At 44.3% G+C, this 22,934-nt stretch carries 19 protein-coding genes; 6 read left to right on the forward strand and 13 right to left on the reverse strand.

Annotated elements, in window-relative coordinates:
* Positions 1-151 precede the first annotated feature (151 nt).
* From OQJ75_RS01145 to OQJ75_RS01160, 4 genes are read left to right on the forward strand one after another with little or no spacing between them, the layout of a single operon-like run.
* On the forward strand, positions 152-700 hold the full coding sequence (locus OQJ75_RS01145) for a hypothetical protein (RefSeq protein WP_266067079.1): 549 nt from the start codon (positions 152-154) through the stop codon (positions 698-700).
* Between the two features lie 54 nt (positions 701-754).
* Entirely contained in the window at positions 755-1,432 is a 678-nt protein-coding gene (locus OQJ75_RS01150) for a fimbria/pilus periplasmic chaperone (protein WP_265970557.1), read from the forward strand.
* Positions 1,433-1,471: 39 nt separating this feature from the next.
* Positions 1,472-3,859, forward strand: a complete 2,388-nt coding sequence (locus OQJ75_RS01155; protein ID WP_265970558.1) for a pilus assembly protein PapC — start codon at positions 1,472-1,474, stop codon at positions 3,857-3,859.
* Positions 3,856-4,704, forward strand: coding sequence for a hypothetical protein (locus OQJ75_RS01160; protein ID WP_265970559.1), 849 nt, complete (start codon positions 3,856-3,858; stop codon positions 4,702-4,704). Before OQJ75_RS01155 ends, OQJ75_RS01160 begins: the two co-directional genes overlap by 4 nt.
* A gap of 150 nt (positions 4,705-4,854) precedes the next feature.
* Here the strand turns inward: OQJ75_RS01160 and fusA are convergent, their stop codons facing one another.
* Both fusA and radA read right to left on the reverse strand, forming a co-directional pair.
* The gene (fusA, locus tag OQJ75_RS01165; protein WP_265970560.1) at positions 4,855-6,942 is read right to left on the reverse strand and encodes an elongation factor G; all 2,088 of its coding nucleotides are present in this window, start codon (positions 6,940-6,942) and stop codon (positions 4,855-4,857) included.
* A gap of 234 nt (positions 6,943-7,176) precedes the next feature.
* Positions 7,177-8,559: a DNA repair protein RadA gene (gene radA, locus OQJ75_RS01170; protein WP_248372591.1), complete on the reverse strand. Its 1,383-nt coding sequence runs from the start codon at positions 8,557-8,559 to the stop codon at positions 7,177-7,179.
* A 161-nt stretch (positions 8,560-8,720) separates the two neighbouring features.
* Here radA and OQJ75_RS01175 point away from each other — a divergent pair, with 161 nt between their 5' ends.
* Complete coding sequence (locus tag OQJ75_RS01175; RefSeq protein WP_265970561.1) at positions 8,721-11,066, forward strand: PilZ domain-containing protein; 2,346 nt, start codon at positions 8,721-8,723, stop codon at positions 11,064-11,066.
* A 113-nt stretch (positions 11,067-11,179) separates the two neighbouring features.
* On the opposite strand, the gene serB is transcribed toward OQJ75_RS01175, so the two are convergent.
* Positions 11,180-12,160 carry a phosphoserine phosphatase gene (gene serB / locus OQJ75_RS01180; protein ID WP_265970562.1) on the reverse strand — a complete coding sequence of 327 codons (981 nt, stop codon included), beginning with the start codon at positions 12,158-12,160 and terminating at the stop codon, positions 11,180-11,182.
* Positions 12,161-12,269: 109 nt separating this feature from the next.
* On the opposite strand from serB, the gene OQJ75_RS01185 reads away from it, so the two are divergent.
* The gene (locus OQJ75_RS01185; protein WP_076655999.1) at positions 12,270-12,881 is read left to right on the forward strand and encodes a YtjB family periplasmic protein; all 612 of its coding nucleotides are present in this window, start codon (positions 12,270-12,272) and stop codon (positions 12,879-12,881) included.
* A 97-nt stretch (positions 12,882-12,978) separates the two neighbouring features.
* Here OQJ75_RS01185 and deoD read toward each other — a convergent pair whose 3' ends face one another.
* The 10 genes from deoD to OQJ75_RS01235 all read right to left on the reverse strand — a co-directional run bounded on the left by deoD (position 12,979) and on the right by OQJ75_RS01235 (position 22,926).
* Positions 12,979-13,698, reverse strand: a complete 720-nt coding sequence (gene deoD / locus OQJ75_RS01190; RefSeq protein ID WP_017066980.1) for a purine-nucleoside phosphorylase — start codon at positions 13,696-13,698, stop codon at positions 12,979-12,981.
* A gap of 65 nt (positions 13,699-13,763) precedes the next feature.
* Positions 13,764-14,984 (reverse strand): phosphopentomutase, encoded by a 1,221-nt coding sequence (locus OQJ75_RS01195; RefSeq protein WP_060982612.1) that lies wholly within the window; start codon positions 14,982-14,984, stop codon positions 13,764-13,766.
* 76 nt (positions 14,985-15,060) lie between these two features.
* Positions 15,061-16,389 carry a thymidine phosphorylase gene (gene deoA / locus OQJ75_RS01200; protein WP_265970563.1) on the reverse strand — a complete coding sequence of 443 codons (1,329 nt, stop codon included), beginning with the start codon at positions 16,387-16,389 and terminating at the stop codon, positions 15,061-15,063.
* Positions 16,390-16,499: 110 nt separating this feature from the next.
* Positions 16,500-17,276, reverse strand: coding sequence for a deoxyribose-phosphate aldolase (deoC, locus tag OQJ75_RS01205; protein WP_010436196.1), 777 nt, complete (start codon positions 17,274-17,276; stop codon positions 16,500-16,502).
* Between the two features lie 528 nt (positions 17,277-17,804).
* Positions 17,805-19,067 (reverse strand): NupC/NupG family nucleoside CNT transporter, encoded by a 1,263-nt coding sequence (locus OQJ75_RS01210; protein ID WP_017058833.1) that lies wholly within the window; start codon positions 19,065-19,067, stop codon positions 17,805-17,807.
* Between the two features lie 204 nt (positions 19,068-19,271).
* Positions 19,272-20,084, reverse strand: a complete 813-nt coding sequence (locus OQJ75_RS01215) for a TatD family hydrolase (RefSeq protein WP_265970564.1) — start codon at positions 20,082-20,084, stop codon at positions 19,272-19,274.
* Complete coding sequence (locus OQJ75_RS01220) at positions 20,065-20,220, reverse strand: DUF5363 family protein (protein WP_265970565.1); 156 nt, start codon at positions 20,218-20,220, stop codon at positions 20,065-20,067. The genes OQJ75_RS01215 and OQJ75_RS01220 overlap by 20 nt, the downstream gene beginning before the upstream one ends.
* Before the next feature lie 105 nt (positions 20,221-20,325).
* Positions 20,326-21,906: a peptide chain release factor 3 gene (gene prfC / locus OQJ75_RS01225; RefSeq protein ID WP_265970566.1), complete on the reverse strand. Its 1,581-nt coding sequence runs from the start codon at positions 21,904-21,906 to the stop codon at positions 20,326-20,328.
* Between the two features lie 173 nt (positions 21,907-22,079).
* Positions 22,080-22,535, reverse strand: coding sequence for a ribosomal protein S18-alanine N-acetyltransferase (rimI, locus tag OQJ75_RS01230; RefSeq protein WP_265970567.1), 456 nt, complete (start codon positions 22,533-22,535; stop codon positions 22,080-22,082).
* Complete coding sequence (locus OQJ75_RS01235) at positions 22,528-22,926, reverse strand: DNA polymerase III subunit psi (protein ID WP_265970568.1); 399 nt, start codon at positions 22,924-22,926, stop codon at positions 22,528-22,530. Before OQJ75_RS01235 ends, rimI begins: the two co-directional genes overlap by 8 nt.
* Positions 22,927-22,934: the final 8 nt, after the last annotated feature.

A 22,934-nucleotide genomic window follows, 5' to 3' on the forward strand; every position in this document is an offset into this window, starting at 1 on the left:
TCACAAGAACAGTGGAATATAACAAAACTCATTCTAAACTCACCCTATGCAAACGATATTTTTCACTCCATGTGATGAGGTTTGACTAACTGTTCCCTCGTAGTCTTTAGAGGTGATGCACGGGTATGCATCTCAACTAACGAGGGATTGAATGATGAAAAAACTAATTTTGGCAGCGATGATTTCTAGTATGACTTTCGGAGCTAACGCAGCTTGGACACATATTAATTTTGACAACCTTAGTAAAGTAAGTAAGAACGAAATTAAGTTACAAGGCAAAGTGCCTAAACGATGTTTGTTGCGCGTGGGTAAAAACTTTGCCGTTAGTGACGTTCTTCAAAATGCTCGCCAAACAGCACTGAACATAACAAACCAGTCGGTCAATAATGCAGTAACCGTTGGCCACCTAAGAGCTTGGTGTAATTATGGTGACAACTTAGATGTTAAGGTTACTAAAAAAGACTTTAAGGGCGTTGGCAACCACAATGGATCTGAAACCATCGCATATGCTGTTAATATCGGTAGTGTGGGCTCATTAACCCAAGGGCAAACAATGGATACCTTCACATTAGGTTCAACTTCTGCTCACTTGGCTAATGCGGTTAGTCGACATGAAGTACAAGTAACCCCAGAAGACGCAGGGTTTGCAAGAGCTGGTACTTATAAAGGTAAGATCAAATTTAGATTAACAGCACAATAATTATGTCTATGGCCTTGAACCTATTGTTCAAGGCCAAAATTACAGAGGATGTCTATGTTAAGATTAACATTGTTGATGCTAACCGCTTTTTTTAGCCAACTAACTAGCGCTTATGAAGTCAGCCCCATGTATCTAGAACTGGAAGACAGAGGGAAAAATACTCAAGATAATTACACCATTACGAATCCTGAAGAGTACTCCATTGCCGTTGAAGCCACTGTGTTCAAGATGGAACGAGATGCTGACAATGTCGAAACTCTCACTCCAGCAGAAGATGAATTTTTAATTCTTCCCCCTCAAGCGATTGTCAAAGCAAATCAATCTCAACTGTTCCGAGTTAGATTTATGCCAAGCGGTCCAATCGATAAAACAGTGACGTATCGAGTTATCTTCACCCAGTTGGAATTTGAAGATGACGTAGACGAAGAAAGTAATGTAACTATGCTACTTGAATTTGCAACGTTAGTGTTTGTCTCACCAGTAGGCAGCACCCCAGAGGCCCTAGTTACTTTCGAAAAGGATCACTCTCTAATCGTTAAGAACACCGGAAGCAGAGTGCTAGACCTCAGCACCCTAAATTTCACCTTATCCGGGAAAAATCAAACCGTTGTAACATGGAGTAACCTAAACAGAGGTCGTTATAGCGACTACGTTATGCCTTCTCGCACAATGACGTATGAATTCCCAGAAGCTCTCAATTCAATTAAAAGCATAAGTGTCAGTAACGATTAATGCTGCGATTAGAGGTCCTACACTGATACCGAGGTAGTCATGAAAAGTCGCGATCTACTGCTACTCATCGTATTTCTCTTCAATACCTCTGTTGCTGAACAGTTTTGGAGTTTCCCTTTCCCGGTATCAAGAGGCGATCTGTCGATTGGGGAAGTGATTGCAGAATCTGATGGGCAAACAATTCGCAGCCTTGAAGTCGAGTCTTTAAAAACATTACTTGCCGATATTGTTACCGACGAAACGATCCAGTCACTCACTCAATTTTCATCTCCAACCATCACTTTAGATCAGCTGTCTCGTTTAGGGATAAATGCTACCTATGACCCTACCCAACTCAGCATTAATCTTGCCATCGATACTGACAAAAACAAAATTTACGATATAAACTTCACAGGCTCTTATGACCTAGCGAATTACTCGGAGCCTGCATTTTGGGTGTGGCAGAACAGCTTTAACCTTTCTACAGAGTACACACAACTCAACAACGATGAACTGCAAGATTGGGAGATACAATGGCTCAATTTTGCCAATATTGGAGGGGTTGAGGGAGTCAATATTGATCTTCCTCTTTTTGTTGATGGCGGGAATAATGTATCGAGTGACTTATACCGAGGAGAGTTCCGACTTTTTATAGATAAACCTCAATACCCGTGGCGACTTACACTTGGAGATATAACGAACACCAACGCTGGACATATCCCTAGTGTAGCAAACGGCGGAGTTGCATTTGAAAGGCTCTACCAAGATTTACAACCTACAAGGAATATCCAAAATGGCGGAACACAACCTTTAGTTCTTAATGAAAGTGCTAATGTAGAGATTTATATTAATGACGCTTTCTACAGTGAAATTCGCCTTCCTCCAGGACGCTACTCCTTAGATGACTTCCCATTAAGTTCGGGTAACAACGACATTCGTCTTGAGCTGACGTATCAATCTGGTCGTACTGATACCATTATTTATAGCCAGTTTTTTAACTCCCGCTTACTTCGAGCTGGTATCTCTGACTTTGGTTTCTATAGTGGGCTAGTCTCTTCTTTTATTGACCAAAAGTTTTCTTATGACAAAGATCAATGGGTAACGAATGGTTTTTACGACTATGGATTGTCAGACACAACGACCGTTGGTGTTAATGGCTTGTATCACCCCGATGGCCAGCAGCTCGGTATTATATCTACCTTTGGTACTGATCTTGGCAACATAGCATTTCGAGTCAGTGGACAAAACAATGCATTCAACAATGCTGTCGGTTCTATTTATAGCATTGATTACTCGCATCAAATTTGGGGTAGCCAAAGCTATGGTTCACCAAACCTCCAACTAAGCTACGAATACCAAGACAACTATTATACGCTACCGTGGCAAACGGATGTTGGTGATACGGGTTACAGTACTAACGCTCGATACTCCATATCCATGCCATACAATTTCACTCTCATTTTTAACGGCAGCTACGAAGAGTTTGATGATCTACAACCTCGTTGGTTAGGGTCGGGAGAGCTGTCTTGGGTATGGGACAGCATCACAATGACTTTTGGCGTAGAGCAAGAAGACGACCCCAATGACAATATCAATGAAGAGCGCTATCTATTCTCTTTTGATTGGGACTGGACCTCAGAAAATGGTGATTACAATGCCAGCGCATCTTATTCAAATGAACCAGACTCTTACCGAGCTCAGTTTGAAAAAAATACCGATGTTTATGCAGGCAGCTATGGCTATGCACTGACAACTGAGGGCACATCTTCGACTCAACGTTATGGTTTGGAAGCGGACTATATTGGTAACCGCTTTAATTTAGAAAGCGAAGTCTCTCACAATGAGTCTGACAATAGTGATGCCTTCCAAACTGCCGCTCTGCGAGGAAGCACTTCTTTAACGTTCACCAGTGGTGCTGCCACCTGGTCGCGCCCAATTAACGGGCCCATCGCCATCGTCAAAGTTCATGACACATTAGATGCCGATGTAGAGATAAATGCATTCGCCGAGCAACCGGCTGAAGCCGTCGCCACGAAGTCATTCAGTAATGCCGTACGGCTCAGTTCTCACCAAGCTTCTAACGTTTACGTTGATTCTCCCGAAGCACCTATAGGTTATAACATCGGTGATTATTTGCATGAAATCACCCCAGGAGCACAAACTGGCCATTTGATCTATGTAGGGTCAGAAGCCTCTAAAACTATTATTGGGCAGCTTTACAGCTCTGATGGCCAAGCCATTGCTCTCAAGGTCGGTAAATTTACGTCTGAAGAAAAAACATATGAATTATTCACCAACCGAAGTGGTCGGTTTGTATTAGAAAATATAGCGTCAGGCCTATATACACTACAAATCACCCCATTTGAAAATACTCAGGTTGAGATTCCGGAGACCAATAAGAACCTTATCTACCTACCTGATATTTACCTAAAAGGAGGTCCACAATGAAAGGACTACTGATAGCAATAAGCCTAATGTGGTTCTCGCCTACCCTGCTTGCCGATTGCGCTAATCACTGGGCGATAAAAATAGACAATAGCAATATTACTTATAAGCGCGATATGAACGCTTACATACCGATGTATATCGAGTTTGCGAAAAATAGAGAGAACTGCCAACCAAGGTTCGTTACCTTTTACCTACACAACAAAAATAGCCAGCAGTTTATCTCTGCAGGAAGCAATGCTAAGTTGCCGATTAAAGTTCTCAATAGAAGCTTTTCACAACTGTCTTATGCGTCAGGTAAAGGGGTGATTATTCCGCTTGAAGGGCAAATAACGAAATTTTGGTTACAGGTTGAACAAGCGAAAGTCGCGCATGCAAACACTTACAATGGTACTGCCCATGTCCAATTTAAGCAGGAAAATAAGACATATCGCAAAACTCAAAAGGTCGCTTTAACTGTCGCCCCATTTGTATCATTTTCCCCTGACACAGCGGACTCTAATTTAGTTAATAGAGGTAAAAACAAATATCGTTTTCTTCTTGGAGAGCTCACGACCAATCAATCTTACTCTACGAATTTCCTTCTGATATCAAATGCTAATGTTCAAATTGAAGTATCACAGCGCTATGGAAAACTAAGACATTCCCAAGAACATGAAAACCAAATCCCTTATCAGCTTACCGTGAACAATGCGAACGTTAGCCGATACTCTCGCTCTGCTGTTCCAAGTACTCAACAACTCAATAGAAAAAACATTCCGCTACGAGTAAAGGTAGGTAACACTGATTTCGCGCGGGCGGGGATTTACTCTGACACCATAACATTAAAAGTAACGGTAATGCCGTGAGTAAATAAGAGGGCTTTATTGTAATAATTCATTCGCCTTTATGGTTTTATGTACCTAAACCTATGAACTTAAATAGTTTACCCCTAAATACAAAAAGCCCCGCAAGCTTTCACTTGCGGGGCTTTTTTAGCTAATTGAGAAAAGGGCTAATTACTTACCAGCTTCTTTTTCTGCTTTAACTTTTGCAATCACTTCGTCAGCAACGTTAGTTGGACATGGTGCGTATTGTGCGAATTCCATAGAGAATTGGCCACGACCAGAAGTGATAGTACGTAGGTGACCGATGTAACCGAACATCTCAGAAAGAGGTACGTCAGCTTTAATACGAACACCAGTAACGCCAGCTTGTTGATCTTTGATCATGCCACGACGACGGTTAAGGTCACCGATAACATCACCAACGTGATCGTCTGGAGTGAACACGTCAACGTTCATGATTGGCTCAAGAAGTTGCGCGCCAGCTTTAGGCATAGATTGACGGAATGCGCCTTTCGCTGCGATTTCAAATGCGATAGCAGATGAATCGACTGCGTGGAAACCACCATCGAAAAGTTCAACTTCAACGTCTAGAGTTGGGAAGCCAGCTAGTACGCCGTTTTCCATCATAGATGCGAAGCCTTTCTCAACTGCAGGCCAGAATTCTTTAGGAACGTTACCGCCCACAACTACAGAGTTGAACTTGAAGCCAGAACCTGCTTCGCCTGGTTTGATACGGTAATCGATCTTACCGAATTGACCAGAACCACCAGATTGCTTCTTGTGCGTGTAGCTATCTTCAATTGCTTGAGTAATAGTTTCACGGTAAGCAACTTGAGGAGCACCTACAGTTAGGTCAACGCCGTATGTACGCTTAAGGATATCTACCTTGATGTCTAGGTGAAGTTCACCCATACCTTTCAGGATAGTTTCGCCAGTTTCTTCGTCAGTCTCAACTTGGAAAGATGGATCTTCTGCAACCATTTTACCGATCGCGATACCCATTTTCTCAGAACCGCCTTTATCTTTTGGAGATACAGCGATTGAGATTACTGGAGTTGGGAATACCATTGGCTCAAGCGTTACTTGGTGCTTAGGATCACATAGAGTGTGACCAGTTTGCACGTTCTTCATACCAACGATCGCAATGATGTCACCAGCTTGTGCGCTAGTTAGTTCGTTACGGTCATCAGCTTGCATCTCAACCATACGGCCAACACGTTCTGTTTTGCCAGTGAATGAGTTAAGAATCGTGTCACCTTTGTTCAGTTTACCAGAGTAAATACGAACGAAAGTTAGAGCACCAAAACGGTCATCCATGATTTTGAATGCAAGCGCTTTGAAAGTTTCATCTGTAGAAACGATAGCGTGTTCGCCAGTTTCTTCGCCGTTCTCGTCCATTAGAGGTTGAGGATCAACTTCAGTTGGAGAAGGTAGGTAATCTACAACAGCGTCAAGAACGATTTGTACGCCCTTGTTCTTGAATGCAGAACCACAGAAAGTTGGGAAGAATGCTAGGTCACGAGTACCTTTACGGATACAACGCTTAACGTCTTCGATAGAAGGCTCTTCACCTTCCATGTAAGCTTCCATTAGGTCATCGTCTTGCTCTACAGCAGTTTCGATTAGCTCTTCACGGTATTGCTCTACGTCATCTACCATGTCCGCAGGAACATCTAGAATTTCGTAGTTTTCAGGAAGACCAGTGTCATCCCAAACGTATGCTTTACGGCTTAGAAGGTCTACAACACCCACGAATTCATCTTCGCGGCCGATTGGTAGAACCATAACTAGAGGAGTAGCACCTAGAACGTTTTTAACTTGGTCAACAACGTTGTAGAAATCTGCACCCATACGGTCTAGTTTGTTAACGAAGATCAGACGAGATACTTCTGATTCGTTAGCGTAGCGCCAGTTAGTTTCTGATTGAGGTTCAACACCACCAGAACCACAGAATACACCGATACCGCCATCAAGTACTTTAAGAGAACGGTATACTTCAACTGTGAAGTCAACGTGTCCAGGAGTATCGATAACGTTTAGACGGTGACCGTTCCAGAAACAGCTTACAGCTGCTGATTGGATAGTAATACCGCGCTCAGCTTCCTGTTCCATGAAGTCAGTAGTTGATTCGCCATCATGTACTTCACCAGTCTTGTGGATTTGACCAGTTAGCTTAAGGATACGCTCAGTGGTAGTTGTTTTACCCGCATCAACGTGCGCGAAAATACCAATGTTTCTGTATTTCGATAAATCTGCCATTGTCTTACTCTGTTAATAGGATATAAAATGCGCGCAGAGTATATCACAATCTGTGAAGACTGATAGCTTTGCATGCATTTGGGACTAAAAAACTTTGCCTTTTTCTAACATATAAAAAAAGGCAATCTGTAGAAACAATCTAAATGATTGTTTAGTTTAGTGCTAATCTAAAGCGCAATTGGCGTTTAAGTTAGACTGAATTTCTGCTGTATAGAGTAGCTGAAGTGAGCTCAATTACAACTCATCAAAAGCATTAATTGCTTCTGATAATTTTTTCACGCCATGGATCTGCATTCCAGGAATACCCCCCTTAGGCATGTTAGCCGCTGGTACAATCGCTTTCTTGAAGCCGTGTTTAAATGCCTCATTAAGACGCTCTTGCCCACTCGGTACCGGTCGAATCTCACCCGCTAGGCCTACTTCGCCAAATACCACCACATCTTTTGGTAATGCGCGATCTCTGAAACTTGAAAGTAGAGCCATCACCAACGCAAGATCAGCACTGGTTTCGGTTACTTTAACACCACCGACGACATTCACAAACACATCTTGGTCAGCCATTTGTAAGCCGCCGTGTTTATGCAGCACCGCTAATAACAACGAAAGCCTATTTTGCTCTAGGCCGACAGCGACACGACGCGGGTTTGCCAGCTGCGAATAGTCCACCAGCGCTTGGATTTCAACAAGAAGTGGACGCGTCCCTTCCCAAACCACCATCACGGAACTGCCTGAGGTTTCTTCTTCACCGCGAGACAAGAAAATAGCGGATGGATTGCTGACTTCTTTCAGGCCTTGGCCTGTCATTGCAAACACACCCAACTCATTAACCGCACCAAAACGGTTTTTGTGGCTACGTAGCGTTCTAAAGCGGCTATCGGTTCCGCCATCTAACAGCACGGAACAGTCAATAATGTGTTCAAGTACCTTGGGGCCAGCCAGAGTACCGTCTTTAGTTACGTGTCCCACTAAGAACACAGCAACGTTATTCTGTTTCGCATAGCGCGTTAGTGCGGTTGCTGACTCACGAACTTGAGCAACACTCCCTGGCGATGATTGAACATCAGCAACATGCATAACTTGGATCGAGTCGATAACCATGATCTTAGGTTGCTCTTTCTCTGCGACCTGACAGATTTTGTCGACGTTGGTTTCAGAGAGCATTTTTAAGTGCTCTTTTGGTAACCCAAGTCGAGAGGCGCGCATTGCAACCTGCTGTAGGGATTCTTCCCCTGTCACATAAAGAGTCGGCAGTTGAGAAGAGAGCTGACACATGGTCTGCAACAATAGCGTTGATTTACCCGCCCCTGGGTTACCACCGATCAGAATCGCAGCGCCAGGAACGACACCGCCACCAAGTACGCGGTCGAGCTCTTTGAAACCGCTACTAAAGCGAGGGACTTCTTGCAGATCAATCTCTGAGAGGGTTTGAACCGAAGATTCTGTTGTGCCACCCGCATAACCACCACTGAGTCGTTCATTACGCGCAACTTGAGGTGAAGCCGCTAGTCTAACTTCTGTAATCGTGTTCCAAGCACCACATGCGTTGCACTGCCCCTGCCAACGTGGAAAGTCAGCACCACAGTCATTACACACATAAGCTCGTTTTGCCTTAGCCATAAAACCTCAATAATTTACTCAGTTACACAATGATGTTGTCAATTTGTGACTTATTTGACCGTACGGGTGAAAATAAACGTTGCAGTCATACCACTTATACTTAAAGATCGATTTAAACTAGTCGATAACATAAATGCACCGTCCATTCTAACAAGAAAAGTATGCAACAATCTGAAATTCTATCTGTAGCAGAACGTCTTATCCCGGCCTACCACGCCGAAGATTTCGAATTCCTTCTTTCTCAAATGACAGAAGGCGAATCTCCGTCTCTAAAACTGCTGGTTAAAATGGAACTGAATCGTATCATGGCTCCGTGTACAAAGAGCATTGATTTACGTGGGCGCATTGATAATGAATGTCGTCAGTTCACGTTAGACGGCCGTAAGCACTGGCTCGATGACATCGCGTTAAACGCATACCAACGTGGTACTAAAAAGTTTAAGGGTTACACAGAAGGCGCATGGGAGCTAGTCATGACTCCGCGAACTCAGCCTCTGAGCGTTGTTAAAACGTCTTCTCAAGGTAACCTCGATATTACTAGCGCCAATAGCCCGTATGAAGCGGAAGCTATTAACCTAGGTTACGACTTAAAGCGTCAAGAGAACAGACTCAAGATTAGCTCGCAGGTTGAGATCACCACATCGAAAGGGCAAAGCCTACATGGTGTAACGGTTGATATCTCCCCGTCGGGTGCAAAGTTCAAGGTGCCGAGCGCCTTTCGATACAACCTCGGTGAAATCATCAGCGTTAAGTTCTCAGAGCTTATCGAAAAGTCCCAAGAAAACGATGTTAATCAAGCAGTTGAATTTCGTGTTCTGGGTATCGATGAATCATACGAGAACAACGCGGTCAAATTTCTAAGAACCATCAAGGTTAGCGACAATAATATTGTGGCTCGTTTGCTTGATGAGTCTTTAAATAGCACCAGTAAGAAAACCAGCCATGAGAACCAAGATAGGATCATTAGAACTCGTACACGAGGCATCGAACACACCTACCTAAAACATACCTGTAACCTGCCTTTGTTCTTCAGCGGTAGCGAACTCAAGCTTGCCCTACTGACGGATAACAACCACCCGTTATGGCAATACTGGCACGACGAGCGTAATCAACAAGCGCTGGGCACCCTGTTCAACGAGCAACGTATGAACCTGCTGGCGAAACCAGGAGTGAAGGGAACCAGTAACGTTATCTACTCTTTTACCCATGAACACCAAAGCAAGACCTTGTTCTATTCAATGATGCTGCCTGAAGCCTCTCGTGAACAAAGACAACTGTTCTGGCACATCGGTGGTAAACGTAAAAGTTGGAAGGCGTTCAAGTTCTCGGTTTTCGAACTTTCAGACACCGAGCGACAAGCATTAGCTAAACACTCGGATACGCTGGCTCAAAGCTCAGCTCAACTGACGCATTGCGGAATTTTACAAGAGATCGGCGATTACGAAAGTGCAGCTGACTATCTTTTGAGTGAAAAGCCACGCATTCCAAGCAGTGAATTGAACCGCTTCCGTCACCCGCGTACTGTCGTAGGCAATATTCAAAGCATCTACTTTGATTCTCAAACTCGTCGTAAAGAGCCGAGATACCAATTTAAGTCACCGTTGCAACTGACATCACAAGATGGCGCCGCGGCGAACGGACACACCTTAGATATCTCGAAGCGTGGACTGAGCATTAGCCTTGAACACCCGATGGTACTCAAGATTAATGATCCGGTATTAGTGAACTTCAATGAACTGCAGCTCTATGACAAGAACCTGCCACTGAGCACGGTGCCTTACCATGTAATTCGAGTGAGCCCGAATGGCCGTAACGTGCAATTGGTTATTGCCGAGAATACCAAGACAATGCGTACCATCGCTTTCCTTAAGGGGCTTATCGACCAAAATCAAAGCAAACTGATTAAGAAGCAAGAGATACTGCCAACGAACTCGTTGCTAGAATCGTTGCACAATATATTGCTAAGCAAGATGGTCAGTAACCCGATCTTCATTGATAAGCCAAGCTCAACGCTGCGCTGTAAGATCATTGGTGTGAATTTCCCACTGAATAAGCACCTAACGTTACTGGCTAAGCTTGGACACAACCAAAAGTTCTCACTAGAGCCAATATTTAAGGGTCACACTAGCTCATTACTGGCTGAGCCAATGAAAAGAATCGAAGGCGCAGAGCCTAAACATCATGACGTCTATATTGCTGCGGTAAAGTTTGGTGACAAGATCCAATCGGTGCATACCAAGCTCGTGAAAGATTTCGCTTCGGCAAAAGAACGCATCTTATTCATTAAGAAGGCGCAGCACTTAGGTGATGTGTATGTGCTGCGTGTTACAACCGCGCCAATCTTTAACCCATTGACCACCTTGTTCCAATCGGACTTAGAAGAACTGGCACGAATTAGCATGCACCAAGCGAAAAAGCTAGAGAACGAGATCACCGCTTTTATCGGCTATGGTGAGATTGAAGACATTACCGATGAAGTGCTGATTCGATTGGAGCTAACACGCTAACTTCGAACCGCATCTTAACTTAAAATAGAAAAAGCAGACTGATAGCCTGCTTTTTTGTATCTGAGCCACTATTGCTAAATAAGATACATAGCCAATAGCACTTAGGGAGCCCCCTAAGGCTTCGCTTGCCAGCTGATCTTCTGTTGCTTAGCCAATACACCCGACAAGATACACAGCACCCCGCCTAAACCTGCGTAACGCACAGCAGTTTGAGCTTGCTGCTCTACTTTTGGTTTTGCGTGGTAGGCAATGCCTAAACCTGCAGAGCCCATCATCACCAAGTCATTGGCACCATCACCAACGGCAACGGTATTGTGCAGTTCCAATTCGTACTCTTCAGCCAACTCTACCAAGATATCCGCTTTGGTCTGCGCCGAAACAACATCACCTAAGACTTCACCCGTCAACTTACCATTGACGATCTCAAGCGTGTTTGACTGAGCGTGGTCAAGATCAAGGGTATCTTTCAGGTAGTCAGAGAAGTAAGTAAAGCCACCTGATGCAATCGCCGTTTTCCAACCAAGTTTGTTCAGAGTATTCACCAGTCCGACCAAGTCTGGCATGAATGGCAAAGACTGACGCACTTGCTCTAATATCGACTCATCCGCACCTTTCAGTGCTCCCACTCTTTGGCGTAGGCTTTGTTCGAAATCGAGCTCACCTTGCATTGCTCGCTCTGTGATTTCAGAGACTAGCTCTCCAACACCCGCTAGCTTTGCTATTTCATCAATACATTCAATTTGAATCGCTGTGGAATCCATATCCATCACAATCAAACCTGGCTTAGATAAGTCTGGGACCTCGCTAAGGCAAGCATAATCAAGCTTTAGAGCCTGTAGGATTTCTTCATGTAGCGGCGTTAAGTTTCCAGACATTAGTGCCACTTCATAATGCCCAACTTTCCACGTATCAAGAATGGTGTTGTAAGTGCCAGTGAAAAAGTCGATGTCATCAAAATATTGTGGAGATAGGTACTCGCCAAATACAATCCAGTTGGCCTTTGCCTTAGCGAGTTGAGAAGCGAAACGAGTCTCGGGGAGTCGAGTTAATAATGTTGTATGCCTTTTAATCGGCAGATATTTCTGAGCGTCCATGTGTATGATTCCTAATTAACTATGCTAAACGTTAACCTATTGCAATTTGAAAACGCAAGTCTCAATATGTCTTAATCATAACATTTGTTTATTTCAGGCTTCGTGAAACATGAATGAATCATTGTTCTCAATACGTAACGCTTTACGAATGCTAGCCCTCATTTTGTTGGCTACCATGTTCGTTGTAACGATTAAAAATACGGTCGTGATCAGTAAAGGTAACGAGAAGATCCAAGCAAAACAGTTGGAAACTCTTACCAAGCTGCTTATCTCTCAGGCATCACTTTCAGCAAGCAAGATGATCACGCAACAAGACCAAGAGCGATTACTTGATCTGACTAACCAGCTATCTCAAGACCGACTGGTGTTCGATACCACCATCTATGATGCAGAGGGTATTCGACTGGCTTCGAGTGAAAAAGCCCTCTCGGTACGCGAGGTTCTAGGCTTGGATACGCCACTTTCAACAGCAAGTATCGGCAGACAACAATTAGTCGAACCTATTTATTCTCCAGAGAAAACGATCATCGGCTTTATTCGAGTGACTTTTGAAACAGGTAAGATGACGGCGATTTCTGATCACCACTACCGTAAAAGTGATCGCTACATGATCGGTATGGTGTTGATGGGGTTTGTGAGTGGCGTGTTGTTCATCATGCTGATTCGCAGAAGACCGACTAAGTCTGGTGAGAACTTACTGTTGAAGAATGTAAGCTCATAACGACTAAACTCCAAAGATCCAATAAAAAGCCCCGACGCTCAGGCAGCAACGGGGCTTTTTGTTATCTGTTAACTTACTAAGCTAAGACAAATAAATATTATTCTTGGTCACCAAGCAACACTGAGTCTAATGCGATAACCATCATGTCGTTGAAAGTCGTTTGACGTTCATCTGATGTGGTTTGCTCACCGGTCTTGATGTGATCAGAAACAGTACAAATCGTTAGAGCTTTTGCGCCGTATTCAGCACATACACCATAGATACCTGCAGCTTCCATCTCTACGCCAACAATACCGTATTTGTCCATTACTTCGAACATCTCTGGATCTGGCGTGTAGAACAACTCAGCCGAGAACAGGTTACCGACTTTTACGCCGACACCGCGAGCTTTGGCTGCATCTTCTGCCGCGCGCACCATTTTGTAATCCGCAATAGCTGCAAAGTCATGACCTTTAAAGCGAATACGGTTCACTTTAGAGTCAGTACATGCGCCCATGCCGATCACCACATCACGCACTTTGATATCTTCGCTCACTGCACCACAACTGCCCACACGAATGATCTTCTTCACACCAAAGTCTTTGATCAGCTCAGTCGCGTAAATAGAACAAGATGGAATGCCCATACCGTGTCCCATTACCGAAACCTTACGACCTTTGTAAGTACCGGTGTAACCAAACATGTTGCGAACGTCGCACACTTGAACCACTTCTTCTAAGAAGGTTTCAGCGATGTATTTAGCACGTAGCGGGTCGCCTGGCATTAAAACTACGTCAGCGAAATCACCCATTTCAGCATTAATATGTGGAGTAGCCATTGAAAATATCCTTAATCTCAAAACAAAAAAAGAAGAGAGAGGTTTCCCTCTCTCTTCGTTAACTATTATAGAAAGCTTGTACCGTGTCCCATTGGCGATGTACCAAAGTATGACGCTAAGCTTTGACCGATATCAGCGAAGGTATCGCGACGGCCTAAAGAACCGGCTGGAACCTTCTGACCGTAAACAATCACAGGGATGTGCTCACGAGTATGGTCTGTACCTGGCCATGTCGGATCACAACCGTGGTCTGCAGTTAGGATAAGTACATCATCTTCTTTCATCATTTCGATGATTTCATTGATGCGACCATCGAAGTACTCAAGTGCCGCTGCGTAACCAGCAACATCACGGCGGTGGCCATAAGCTGAGTCGAAATCAACAAAGTTAGTGAACACGATAGTGTTGTCGCCCGCTTCATTGATCGCTTCTTTGGTTGCTTCAAATAGCGCAGGGATACCTGTTGCTTTGGTTTTCTGAGTGATGCCACAACCCGCATAGATATCAGAGATCTTACCGATTGAGTGAACGTTACCGCCCTTCTCATCAACCAACTTCTGAAGAATGGTGGCTGCAGGTGGCTCAACAGAAAGGTCACGACGGTTACCAGTACGTTCGAATTGACCTTTACCTGGGCCAATGAACGGACGAGCGATAACACGACCAATGTTGTAATCTTCTAGCTCTTCACGAGCAATCTGACACAGGTCTAATAGGTTTTGCAGGCCGAATGTCTCTTCGTGACAAGCGATCTGGAAAACAGAGTCTGCAGAAGTATAGAAGATAGGCAAGCCAGTCTTCATGTGCTCTTCACCTAGGTTATCTAGGATTTCCGTACCAGATGAGTGGCAGTTACCCAAGAAACCAGACAGGCCTGCACGCTCAAGGATGCGGTCAGTCAGTTCTTTTGGAAAGCTATTCTCTTTGTCGGTGAAGTAGCCCCAGTCAAACAGTACAGGAACACCCGCGATTTCCCAGTGACCTGATGGCGTGTCTTTACCAGAAGACAGCTCAGCAGCGTGACCGTAAGCGCCAATGATCTCAGCGTCTGCATCCATACCAGGAGCAAAACGACCTGTAGACTCTTTGTGAGCCATCGCTAGACCTAGCTTAGACAGGTTTGGCAGTGTCAGTGAACCTTTACGATCTGCATTGTCTGCAAGACCTTGGTCACAATGATCTGCGATGTGGCCCATAGTGTCAGAACCTACATCACCAAATTTGTCTGCATCCGCTGTTTCACCGATACCGAATGAATCTAAAACTAAAATAAATGCTCTTTTCATTTTCTTCACCAACTTATTGCTCTTTGCTCCAGAACTCTGTTTATCGGTATACGCGAGGTATACCGATACCTGTTATTTACACGTCTTCAGAACGAATCTGACGGTAAACGTCTGGCGTTGCTGTATATTCTCCGCCCACAGTGATTGCATTTTGTAATGCTGTTGCAGCTTCTTGCCACTGTTGTTCGTTGCGAGCATGAATCATTGCTAATGGCTTCTCTTCACTTGCTACTTCGCCAAGACGAATGAAGTGATCAAAACCGACTGCGTAATCAATGCTGTCAGTTGCTACGCGACGACCGCCGCCCATACCAACCACAGCCATACCAATTGCACGAGTATCCATTGCTGATACCACACCGCTTTCAAGTGCGTACACTGGCTTAATAATGTCTGCTTTTTCTAGGTAGTTATCGTAGTTCGTTACGAAATCAACTGGACCACCAAGGCCCGCTACCATTTTACCGAAGCACTCTGCTGCTTTACCGTTATCCAGTACTGCCATCAGTTTTTCACGCGCTTCGTCTGAATCTTTAGCTAGGTTACCCAGCACAAGCATTTCAGCACACGATGCTAGAGTGATCTCTAACAAGCGTGGGTTACGGTATTCGCCTGTTAAGAATTGAACCGCTTCACGGACTTCAACTGCGTTACCCGCTGAAGACGCTAGAACTTGGTTCATGTCCGTTAGGATTGCTGTTGTTTTAGTGCCAGCACCGTTTGCTACTGCCACGATAGATTTCGCAAGTTCTTCAGAGGCTTCATACGTTGGCATGAATGCGCCTGAACCGACTTTTACGTCCATCACTAGAGAATCAAGGCCAGCAGCCAATTTCTTAGATAGGATTGAAGCCGTGATTAGCGAGATGTTATCGACTGTTGCTGTGATATCACGAGTCGCATAAACGCGCTTGTCAGCTGGTGCTAGATCGCCTGTTTGACCGATAATCGCCACACCAGCTTCTTTGGTTACTGCACCAAACACATCGTTGGTTGGCGTAATGTTGTAACCAGGGATAGATTCTAGTTTATCTAGTGTACCGCCAGTGTGGCCTAAACCACGACCAGAGATCATAGGGACGAAACCGCCACATGCTGCCACCATAGGGCCAAGCATCAGGGAAGTTACGTCACCAACACCACCAGTAGAGTGTTTATCAACGATTGGGCCATCAAAGTTCATGTGGCTCCAATCAATCACCATGCCTGAATCACGCATTGCACATGTTAGTGCGATACGTTCTGGCATCGTCATTTCATTAAAAAAGATAGCCATTGCGAATGCAGCAATCTGGCCTTCAGAAACCGTGTTTTTAGCGACACCTTGGATGAAGAAGTTAATTTCTTCTGTGGTCAGTACTTCGTTATCACGTTTTCTGCGAATAATTTCTTGAGGTAGATACATTAGTGCCTCCCAAACTCTAGTGAGTATGGTTTGTAGGGAAAGAGGTAATATGGAGTGACTTAACGCCACTCCATCAAACAGACTAAATCTTGTTACACCCGATTGGGATATTAGTATGCTGCTGGATCAGCAGTTTGGTCTGTCACTTCTAATGTATTAAGAAGGTTAGTTAGTAGGCTTGAAGCACCAAAACGGTAGTGCATGTTGTCTGCCCACTCAGCGCCTAGTAGTTCATCAGCCATTGCTAGGTATAGTGCTGCATCTTCAGCAGTACGTACGCCACCAGCAGGTTTGAAACCAACTGTTTTAGCAACGCCCATGTCACGAATAACTTCAAGCATCATGCGCGCGTACTCTGGAGTCGCGTTTACTGGCACTTTACCTGTTGAAGTTTTGATGAAGTCTGCACCAGCTTCGATACAGATTTGAGAAGCTTTCTTGATCAGTGCTTCTTCTTTAAGTTCACCTGTTTCGATGATCACTTTAAGCGTGATGTCACCACAAGCTGCTTTACATTGCTTAACTAGCTCAAAGCCAACTTCTTCGTTGCCAGCAATAAGAGCACGGTATGGGAATACTACGTCAACTTCATCTGCGCCGTACGCTACTGCTGCTTTTGTTTCTGCAACAGCAATTTCGATGTCGTCATTACCATGAGGGAAGTTAGTTACAGTCGCAATGCGTACTTCTGGAGTACCTTGCTCACGCAACGCTTTCTTAGCTGCTGGGATAAAGCGAGGGTAAATACAGATTGCAGCTGTGTTGCCTACTGCAGTCTTCGCGTCATGACAAAGCGCCACTACTTTCTCAGTAGTATCGTCGTCATTTAGCGTAGTTAGGTCCATAAGTTTAAGTGCACGTAGAGCTGCTGCTTTTAAATCGCTCATTTCTATCTCCGATCAATATATTCAAATAGTTAACTACTTCGCCCTCCATCCAGTATAGATGGATATTTTAGTAATGCTCAGTAGCCACAAATGAACGGACTTGGTTCCCTGAAGACTTGATAACTTTCGCTACCAATTGCAATCCTTGTCACCGCACAGTACCAGTTTGGTCTATGGCACAACAAATCAGTCATGTTGTGTCTAACATCTATAGCGTATCGCTAATTTTGGCTTAATCCCAGAAGAATAACGTTCGAGTTGATTTCGAGGTTACTTTCTTGCCAACAGAGACATCCTATCCCTTTAGCTTATACATTATAGGTATCCATCAATAAATTGTAGTGCTCCTTAGAACGCAAACGGTTTGTATCTCAAAAAAACATTCTAGACCCATTGTCGACTTCAAGCTGATGCTTATGCTCATGCTCATGCCAAAGAATCACTAGGCCTAAAAACAAAAAAGCCCCGCAGCAATTTCTTGCTACGGGGCGATATTATTATGGCGTCTATATATCGATTTCTAACTAATTAGAAAGACAGGAAGAAGCCAGCAATTGTTGCTGCCATCAGGTTAGATAGAGTACCAGCAATTACCGCTTTAACACCCATACGTGCGATGTCATGGCGACGGCTTGGTGCAATACCACCTAGACCACCTAGAAGAATCGCAATTGAAGAAAGGTTTGCGAAACCACATAGTGCGAATGCGATGATAGCTTGAGTCTTCTCAGACATAACTTGACCAGTTGCTGCAACAACTTGAGCGTTTTCACCAACGTATGGTACGAAGTTTAGGTATGCAACGAATTCGTTAACAACTGTCTTCTGACCAATGAAAGAACCAGCGATAGTTGCTTCTTCCCATGGAACACCAATGATGAATGCTAGCGGTGCGAAGATCCAACCTAGAAGAAGTTCTAGAGTTAGGTTTTCCATACCGAACCAACCACCGATGCCACCTAGGATACCGTTGATTAGAGCAATTAGACCGATGAATGCTAGTAGCATTGCACCAACGTTAAGTGCTAGTTGTAAACCAACTGATGCGCCACCTGCTGCTGCGTCGATAACGTTAGCTGGTTTGTCATCGCCACCGTCCATTTCGTCAGCGATGTTGTCGTCTGGCGTATCTGTTTCAGGCTTGATGATTTTAGCGAATAGTAGACCACCAGGTGCTGCCATGAATGACGCTGCAACTAGGTACTCTAGAGGTACACCCATAGATGCGTAACCTGCTAGTACACCACCAGCTACAGAAGCCAAACCACCACACATTACTGCGAATAGTTCAGAGTTAGTCATTTTAGGAACAAATGGACGAACAACTAGAGGTGCTTCAGTTTGACCAACGAAGATGTTTGCTGCTGCAGACATAGACTCGGCGCGAGAAGTACCTAGAGCTTTCTGAAGACCACCACCAAGAACTTTGATTACAATTTGCATAACACCAATGTAGTAAAGTACAGAGATAAGTGCAGAGAAGAAAATCAGAGTTGGTAGTACTTGGAAAGCAAAGATGAAACCGATACCGTCAACTGAGAAGTTAACTAGGCTGCCGAATAGGAAACCAGTACCGTCTTTACCGTAGTCGATCACGTTTGCTACACCAGCAGAGAAACCTGCAAGTAGATCACGACCCCAAGGGATGTAAAGTACGAATGCACCAAGTGCGAATTGGATAGCGAAAGCGCCACCCACTGTTCTTAGATTAATAGCTTTGCGGTTGTCAGATAGTAGTACTGCGATTGCGATCAGTGCAACCATTCCGACTAGGCTCATAAACAGGCTCATAGTTTATGACTTCCTTATTAGTTATTTATTGGCGTGTTACAAAATGGGGCTATAAAGCGGGGGCAATTATACTCATGCGACCACTAATAAAGTAATGCCGTCCTCACACTTTTGTAGAAGATTCATGTACCATTCACACGCAAATGTGAGCCAAATCACAAGCTCAGTGCAATTTACGCAAACGATAAACAAAAACCTTCGATTTTATTCACATATACCGAATGCGCGATGGCTATTTTGCCAAATTTGCGCTGCAATCGATTGCTTTGGCTCTTTTCTAAGCAAAAAAAGTTCATTTAAGATCGTAACTAAATGTTTGGAATGATTAACATTTCCTTGGTTTCCATACATGGGCATGTCCGGAGCATCTGTCTCCAATACCAAACATTCAAGAGGCAATTTTGCGATGGTTGTGCGTGTTTTTTGCGCTCTTGGGTAAGTTATCGTTCCACCAACGCCAATATAGAAACCGAGCTTGATCCACGCCAAAGCTTGCTGTTCACTCCCAGAAAAACCGTGAATCACCCCTCCAAAGGTAAACTTGTGTTGCTTTAACAACTCAATAAGTCGGTTATAAGACTTCCTCTCATGGATGATTAAAGGCAGCTCAAACTCCTTCGCAAGCTCCATTTGTTGGATGAAAAAACGCTCTTGTTTCTCTCGTTCAACGTCCACAAAAAAGTCGAGCCCGCACTCACCTATCGCAACACATTGGCTGTTTTTTGAAGAGAGTAATTGGCGAAGTTCCGAAAATTGTTCGTCATTGGCCTGCTCTAAAAAGTAAGGATGGAAGCCTAATGCATAGTAAATATTGGGGTGCGATTGAGCGATTTTGTCGAGTTTTTTCCAGTTACTTTTACCAATAGAAGGAATCAGCAGCTTCTCAACTTGGGCTTGTTTCGCTTCTTTTAGGTAATCATCAATACTTTGATCACATGTAAAGCCTTGCTCAAACGCCTCAAAATCCGCATGGCAATGAGTATCAAACAGCGGAAAGTCACTTATTTGCTGTGTCATCTTCCCCACTCTCTGTTTGTTGTCCTTGAGGGTCACGACGATAAGCCACGCAGCTACGCTTGTTCTCAGGTGTTAAACCAAGCTCCTCACACCACTTATCGTATTTCTCAATCCAAGCTTTTATCCAACCCAACATCACTGCCTCTAACCTCAGCCTTTAAACCTTAAATAAAACGTATAAAAAAACGCCTATTGCAGAACAATAGACGTTTTTTTTAAACTCGAATAGATCGCGGAGAAATTAGTGCTCGCGCGTCGCTCGGAATTGAACTTCAGGGAAACGTTCAGAAGCTAGGTTCAAGTTCACCATTGTAGGTGCGATGTAAGACAGGTTATCACCACCATCTAACGCTAGGTTAGCTTGGTTCTTACGTTTGAACTCTTCTAGTTTCTTCGCGTCATCACATTCAACCCAGCGAGCTGTTGCAACGTTAACACCTTCGTAGATAGCTTCTACGTTGTATTCCGCTTTCAAGCGCGCTACAACCACGTCGAACTGAAGTACACCAACCGCACCAACGATCAGGTCGTTGTTCTGCATAGGACGGAATACTTGTACTGCGCCCTCTTCAGAAAGCTGAACCAAACCTTTTAGAAGTTGCTTCTGCTTTAGTGGATCGCGTAGACGAATACGACGGAATAGCTCAGGCGCGAAGTTTGGAATACCAGCGAACTTCAAACTCTCGCCTTGAGTAAAGGTATCACCAATCTGGATTGTGCCATGGTTATGCAAGCCAATGATGTCACCAGCATACGCTTTTTCAGCTCGCGCACGGTCACCCGCCATGAAAGTTACCGCATCCGAAATACTTACGTTCTTACCAGTGCGAACATGATTCATCTTCATACCTTGGTTGTAAGTACCCGAAACGATACGCATAAATGCGATACGGTCACGGTGCTTTGGATCCATGTTTGCTTGGATCTTAAAGACGAAGCCAGAGAACTTCTCTTCTGTCGCTTCAACATCACGCTCGTTAGCTTGACGAGTTTGAGGACCCGGAGCCCACTTAGTCAAACCATCTAACATGTGGTCAACACCAAAGTTACCCAATGCTGTACCGAAGTAAACAGGCGTTAGTTCACCAGCAAGGAACAAATCGAGATCAAACTCAGGACATGCGCCAATAACCAATTCAAGCTCTTCACGAACACTGCTCGCCAGATCTTCGCCAACAGCTTCGTCTAGTTCAGGGTTATCTAAACCTTTAATGATGCGAACTTCTTGGATCTCATGGCCGTGGCCAGATTCATACAAGATCGTTTCATCACGATGAATGTGATAAACACCTTTAAACTCTTTACCACAACCGATTGGCCATGAAATTGGAGCACAAGCCATACCTAGCTCGCTTTCCACTTCATCAAGCACTTCCATTGGGTCACGAACGTCACGGTCAAGTTTGTTCATAAACGTTACGATTGGAGTATCACGTAGGCGCGTTACTTCCATCAGTTTACGAGTACGATCCTCGACACCTTTCGCAGCATCGATAACCATCAAACAAGAGTCAACCGCTGTTAGTGTACGGTACGTATCTTCCGAGAAATCTTCGTGTCCTGGAGTATCGAGTAGGTTTACTAGGCAATCATTGTATGGGAATTGCATTACCGACGTGGTTACCGAAATACCACGTTCTTTTTCCATCTCCATCCAGTCAGATTTAGCGTGCTGGTTAGAGCCACGACCTTTTACGGTACCCGCTTTTTGAATTGCGTTTCCGAATAAAAGAACTTTTTCAGTAATCGTGGTTTTACCCGCATCCGGGTGAGAGATAATTGCAAACGTTCTACGTTTGCTCACTTCTTGTTGGAAAGACATAGTCGCCCTTTGCTGATCTAAAGCGTAAAAAGGGCAAGTAGATAATACTTGCCCTTGAATTCTGTGTGCGGATTATACAGAAAGCGAGTCACTTTCTAAAGGGTCAGTTTACACCCTATTTTGTGGCTAATTCTGTGGTTAGTTATCTAGTCGGTTAAAAGACGTAACACGCCCTAACTAAATGACATAAAAAGATAGCTCATAATGATCGCATCTTCGTTGCCTTGCTTGGTTGGGTAATAGTTACGACGACGGTCGACTTCATTAAAGCCAGCCTTCTCGTAAAGATTAAACGCATGCACATTACTTTCGCGAACTTCCAGCCAAGCACTTTCAGCGTCAGCCTGTTCACACATATCAAGAAAGTGCTCAACCAAAGCTTTGCCGTAGCCTTTACCTTGCTGCTTAGGGTCAACCGCTATCGTCAGCAAAGTCACTTCACCGACAATGTTCTGAGCATAGAAATAGCCAACAACTTCTCCATCCACCTCTAGAACACGGTGGCTGCCTCCACGGCTATTAAGATCACGGATCATGTTTTCAGACCAAGGATGAGAATGAGCGGTCTGTTCTATCTGCCAAATAGCGTCGAGGTGTTGTTCTGAAGTTGGTAGTAATTGATTAGTCATAAGCACAAATTTGTTGCCATAAGTCGCGGCGGTGTTGGTTATTACCATTAATGTCAGACAGTAATGGTGACTGTAATGTTTTAGCTTTCAGTTCTTGGACAGACTCACAACCCGCAAACCATACCCACTCAACCGAACCTAAATCCACAGTAGACAAGTGTTGTGGTTGAAGGTGTAAAGCCTGAGACAAGTCGAACTTGATACTTTTGAGTACTCGCTCAAACATTACGGCGAGATCTTCCTGAGGTTTTTCAGGCGAAACCAACAGTAACTTGCAATCGTTAGAGAGATGAGTCAACTCAGATTCATAACCTGCTAAACGCTCTGGGTGACTTAGCTCCCATTGGCTAATGCCCATCTCTTGTAGGTATTGCGCGTGTGTTTGTGACATATCTAGCG

The organism is Vibrio sp. 14G-20 (assembly GCF_026241515.1).
Lineage (GTDB): Bacteria > Pseudomonadota > Gammaproteobacteria > Enterobacterales > Vibrionaceae > Vibrio.